The 4,338-nt window shown below is 59.1% G+C and carries 4 protein-coding genes; all 4 read left to right on the top strand.

Annotated features, from left to right (window positions below):
• Positions 1-693, top strand: a 693-nt coding sequence (locus Q0O05_RS11595) for a restriction endonuclease subunit S (RefSeq protein ID WP_293663203.1), incomplete at its 5' end; no start/stop codon positions are given.
• Between the two features lie 27 nt (positions 694-720).
• A complete protein-coding gene (locus tag Q0O05_RS11600) occupies positions 721-1,089 on the top strand; it encodes a type II toxin-antitoxin system RelE/ParE family toxin (RefSeq protein ID WP_293663204.1) in 369 nt (122 codons plus the stop codon).
• Positions 1,079-1,450: a helix-turn-helix transcriptional regulator gene (locus Q0O05_RS11605; RefSeq protein WP_293663205.1), complete on the top strand. Its 372-nt coding sequence runs from the start codon at positions 1,079-1,081 to the stop codon at positions 1,448-1,450. The genes Q0O05_RS11600 and Q0O05_RS11605 overlap by 11 nt, the downstream gene beginning before the upstream one ends.
• A 255-nt stretch (positions 1,451-1,705) precedes the next feature.
• Positions 1,706-4,338, top strand: a 2,633-nt coding sequence (locus Q0O05_RS11610; RefSeq protein WP_293663207.1) for a DEAD/DEAH box helicase family protein, incomplete at its 3' end; no start/stop codon positions are given.

Raw genomic sequence — 4,338 nt, forward strand, 5'->3', positions numbered from 1 at the left:
CAACGCCGCATCGCCGCCATCCTGGACCAGGCCGAAACCCTCCGAACCCAACGTCGCCAAGCCCTGACCCACCTCGATACCCTAACCCAGTCTCTCTTTCTCGATATGTTTGGCGACCCGGTGGTGAATCCAAAGGGATGGTCAAAGCGCAAAATCGGTGAGTTGGGCGGGGTGCACACCGGGAAAACCCCCCCATCACAAGATTCGGCAAATTTTGTGGGGTCAATCCCGTTTGTCACGCCAGGCGATCTAGATGGTGATTTGACCTCGACTGTTAGGCATCTATCTGACGTGGGAGCTACTTACTGTGCGGTCGTTAGGCCCGGTAGTTCTCTGGTCAGTTGCATTGGCAATATTGGAAAACTAGGAAAGGCGCAAGTTCCCACAGCCTTTAATCAGCAGATTAACGCTGTCGAATGGTCCGCTTGTGTGGATGACACTTTTGGTTTGGCAGCACTGGAACATGCAAGACCACAAATGCTTGCTCTATCTTCAGCGACAACATTGCCTATTTTGAACAAATCAAACTTTTCAAAAGTGGAAGTTGTCGTACCCCCGCTTGCCGTCCAACAAACCTTCGCCACCCGCATCCAAGCCATCGAAGCCCTCAAAGCCACCCACCGTACCGCCCTGACCCAGCTGGACGCCCTGTTCGCCTCGCTGCAGCAGCGGGCGTTTGCGGGAGAGTTGTAAAAATACCCAATTCGATATAATTTGCCCATGCCTGCATCGCACTCCGAAAAGCCGCTTCACTGGGTTGGCTCCGCCAAGAAAGACCTATTGGCATTGCCTGAAGAGGTGATTGACGACTTTGGGTACGCGTTGGGCGCAGTGCAGTTGGGGGCCACGCCTGCGCAAGCCAAGCCGTGGAAGGGCGAAGGCCCCGGCGTGCTGGAGCTGGTAGAGAACCACCGGGGCGACACCTTTCGTGCGGTGTACACGGTGCGGTTTGACAAGGCGGTGTATGTGCTGCACTGCTTTCAAAAGAAGTCACCCAGCGGCATCAAAACGGCGCAGAGTGACATTGATCTGATTCACGAGCGCCTGAAGTTGGCACAGCAACATTACAAGGATCACCATGAACGCTAAAGCTAAACCACCGGTAGCAAAAACCGCTGAGACCGTTGAAATGGGTTCGGGAAATGTGTTCGCAGATTTGGGCCTGCCCGACGCGGACGAACGCCACCTGCGCGTGCAGCTGGCCACCCGGCTCAATGACTTGCTCAAGGCCGAAGGTCTGACCCAAGCGGCAGCGGCCAAGCGCCTTGGTATTGCGCAGCCGCATGTGTCTGAACTCAAAAACTACAAGCTCGGCCGCTTCTCCAGCGAGCGCCTGTTGCACTACATCACGCTGATGAATCGCGATGTGGAGATCTTCATCCGCCCTCGTGCTGCGTTGTCATTGGCGGGTGTAGCTACCGGGGCTGTTACGGTATGGGCGGCGGCGTAAGACTGGGCGCGCCAGAAGCGGGGCGAATACAGGATTTCTAAAGCACTAGATTTCCAAAGATGGTTTAAGGGAGGTTTGTTTTGAAAATAAATTCAATAAAAACAAAGACTTATAAAACAAGGCATTCCAAAAAAGCGATGCTGAGTGCGAGCTTTAGCGCGGATGGCTCTTGCTTTAAAAATCTGACCCTATGAGGTCAAATCTGCTGCTTTTGCAAGCAATCAGCCTGTTTTTGCCCTCATGGGGTCAAAAATAATGGCCTCCAACTTCTCATTCCTGCAGGCCGAATGGCCAGCGCTCTATGCCGAGGCCACCAAGGCCGAGCAGGCTGCGCTGACTGAACCGCGCACCGCCTGCTTCTATGCGCGGCGCACGCTGGAGCTGGCGGTGGTGTGGCTTTTCCAAGCCGAAGGCGGGCGCGGTGGACGCTTGCAAATGCCCTACAAGCCCGATCTGTCGGCCTTCTTGTTCGAGCCAAGTTTCAAGGTGCTGGTCGGCCCCGCGCTGCACGCCAAGATGGACGTGGTGCGCAAGCAGGGCAACAACGCGGTGCACAGCGCGCGCGCCATTACTGCGGCAGACGCCACCGCCGTGCTGCGCGAGCTGTTTCAGGTGGCCTTTTGGCTGGCGCGAAGCTACGGGCGCAATGTGGCCGCCCGGCCCGACCCGGCGCTGCAGTTCCGGGCCGACCTGCTGCCACGCCCTACCAATACTGCAGCAGAACAAGCTGCCGCCCAGGCCAGCGCGCAAGCCACGCAGGCCGCATTGCAGAAGCTGGCTACCCTGGCTGACGAACTGACGGCGCGCGATGCAGCGCTGGCTGCGGCGCAGCAAAAGACTGCTGCGCTGGATGCAGAGCTGGCCCAACTACGCGCCGAAGTAGCCGCCGCAAAAGCCGCCAACACGGCCACCCCCGACACGCACGACTACAACGAGGCCGAGACGCGCGACCTCTACATCGACCTGCTGCTCAAAGAAGCGGGCTGGAAGCTGGACCATGCACGCGACCGCGAGTTTGAAGTGCAGGGCATGCCCAACAACCAAGGCGTGGGCTATGTGGACTATGTGTTGTGGGGTGACGATGGCAAGCCGCTGGCTGTGGTGGAAGCCAAGCGCACCCAGCGGGACGCGCGCGTGGGCCAGCAGCAGGCCAAGCTGTATGCCGGTTGCCTGCAAACCCAATTCGGCCAGCGCCCGCTGATCTACACCACCAATGGCTACGAGCACTGGTTTTGGGACGACACCACCTACCCACCGCGCCCGGTGCAGGGCTTTCACAAAAAGGACGAACTGCAACTGCTAGTGCAGCGCCGCACCAGTGCCAAACCGCTGGCGGGCGCGACCATCAACCCCGAGATCGTGGAGCGGCACTACCAGCTGCGCGCCATTCGCCGCATTGGCGAAACCTTTGAGCGCGACCGCCAGCGCAAGGCCCTGGTGGTGATGGCCACGGGCGCGGGCAAGACGCGTACCGTGATTGCGCTGGTGGACCTGCTGCAGCGCGCCAACTGGGCCAAGCGCATCTTGTTTCTGGCCGACCGCGTGGCACTGGTGAACCAGGCGGCCAATGCCTTCAAAGCGCACTTGCCAGATGCAGCGGCGGTGAACCTGGTGACCGATAAGGAAACCGAAGGCCGCGTGTTTGTGAGCACCTACCCCACGATGATGGGGTTGATCAACGAGACTGACGAAGGGCTGCGCCGCTTTGGCGTGGGGCACTTTGACCTGATCATCGTGGACGAGGCGCACCGCTCCATCTACCAAAAGTACAAAGCCATCTTTGCCTACTTTGATGCGCTGCTGGTGGGCCTAACGGCCACGCCCAAAGACGAGATTGACCGCAACACCTACAGCCTGTTTGAGCTGGAAAACGGTGTGCCAACGGATGCCTACGGTCTGGAAGACGCGATTGCCGAGAAGTATTTGGTGCCGCCGCGCGCGGTGTCGGTGCCGCTGAAGTTCCAGCGCGAAGGCATCAAATACGCCGAGCTGAGCGAAGACGAACGCGCGCAGTGGGACGAGTTGGATTGGGATGATGAGGGCCACGCCCCCGACGAGGTGGGCGCCGAGGCAGTGAACAAATGGCTGTTCAACACCGACACCGTAGACAAAGTGCTTGAGCTCCTGATGGCCCAGGGCCACAAAGTGGCGGGCGGCGACCGTTTGGGCAAAACCATTGTGTTTGCCAAAAACAATGCGCACGCCAACTTCATTGCAGACCGCTTCAACGCAAACTACCCGCACTACGCGGGGCAGTTTGCCCGCACCATCACCTATCAGACCGAATACGCGCAGAGCCCGATTGACGACTTCAGCGTCAAAGAAAAGGCGCCGCACATCGCCATTTCGGTGGACATGCTGGACACCGGCATTGACGTGCCCGAGGTGGTGAACCTGGTGTTCTTCAAGATCGTGCGCTCCAAGGCCAAGTTCTGGCAAATGGTGGGGCGCGGCACGCGCCTGTGCAAAAACCTGTTTGGGCCGGATCAGCACAAGCAAGAGTTTGTGATTTTTGACTTCTGCCAGAACCTGGAGTTCTTTAGCCAGAACTTGGAGGGCAGCAAAGGCAATGTGGCCGAACCCTTAAGCCAGCGCACCTTCAAGGCGCGACTTGAGCTTTTGAGTGTGCTGGACGAACAGTTGGCGCAGGAGCAGGGTGGTACCAAGGTTACTGAGCCTGCAGCAAGCTATGGCCTGACCGCTGCCACCATGCGTGCAGACACGGCCAACCATCTGCACACCGTGGTGGCGGGTATGCAGCTGGATAACATTGTGGTGCGCCCCCAGCGCCGCTGGGTGGAGCCTTGGAGCCAGGCAGACGCGTGGCACAAGGTCACCAGCGACCAACTGGCGGACTTGGCGCAACACGTCTCCGGCCTGCCCAGCGC

The sequence above is a fragment of the Rhodoferax sp. OV413 genome, assembly GCF_945881795.1.
Classification (GTDB): domain Bacteria; phylum Pseudomonadota; class Gammaproteobacteria; order Burkholderiales; family Burkholderiaceae_C; genus Allorhodoferax.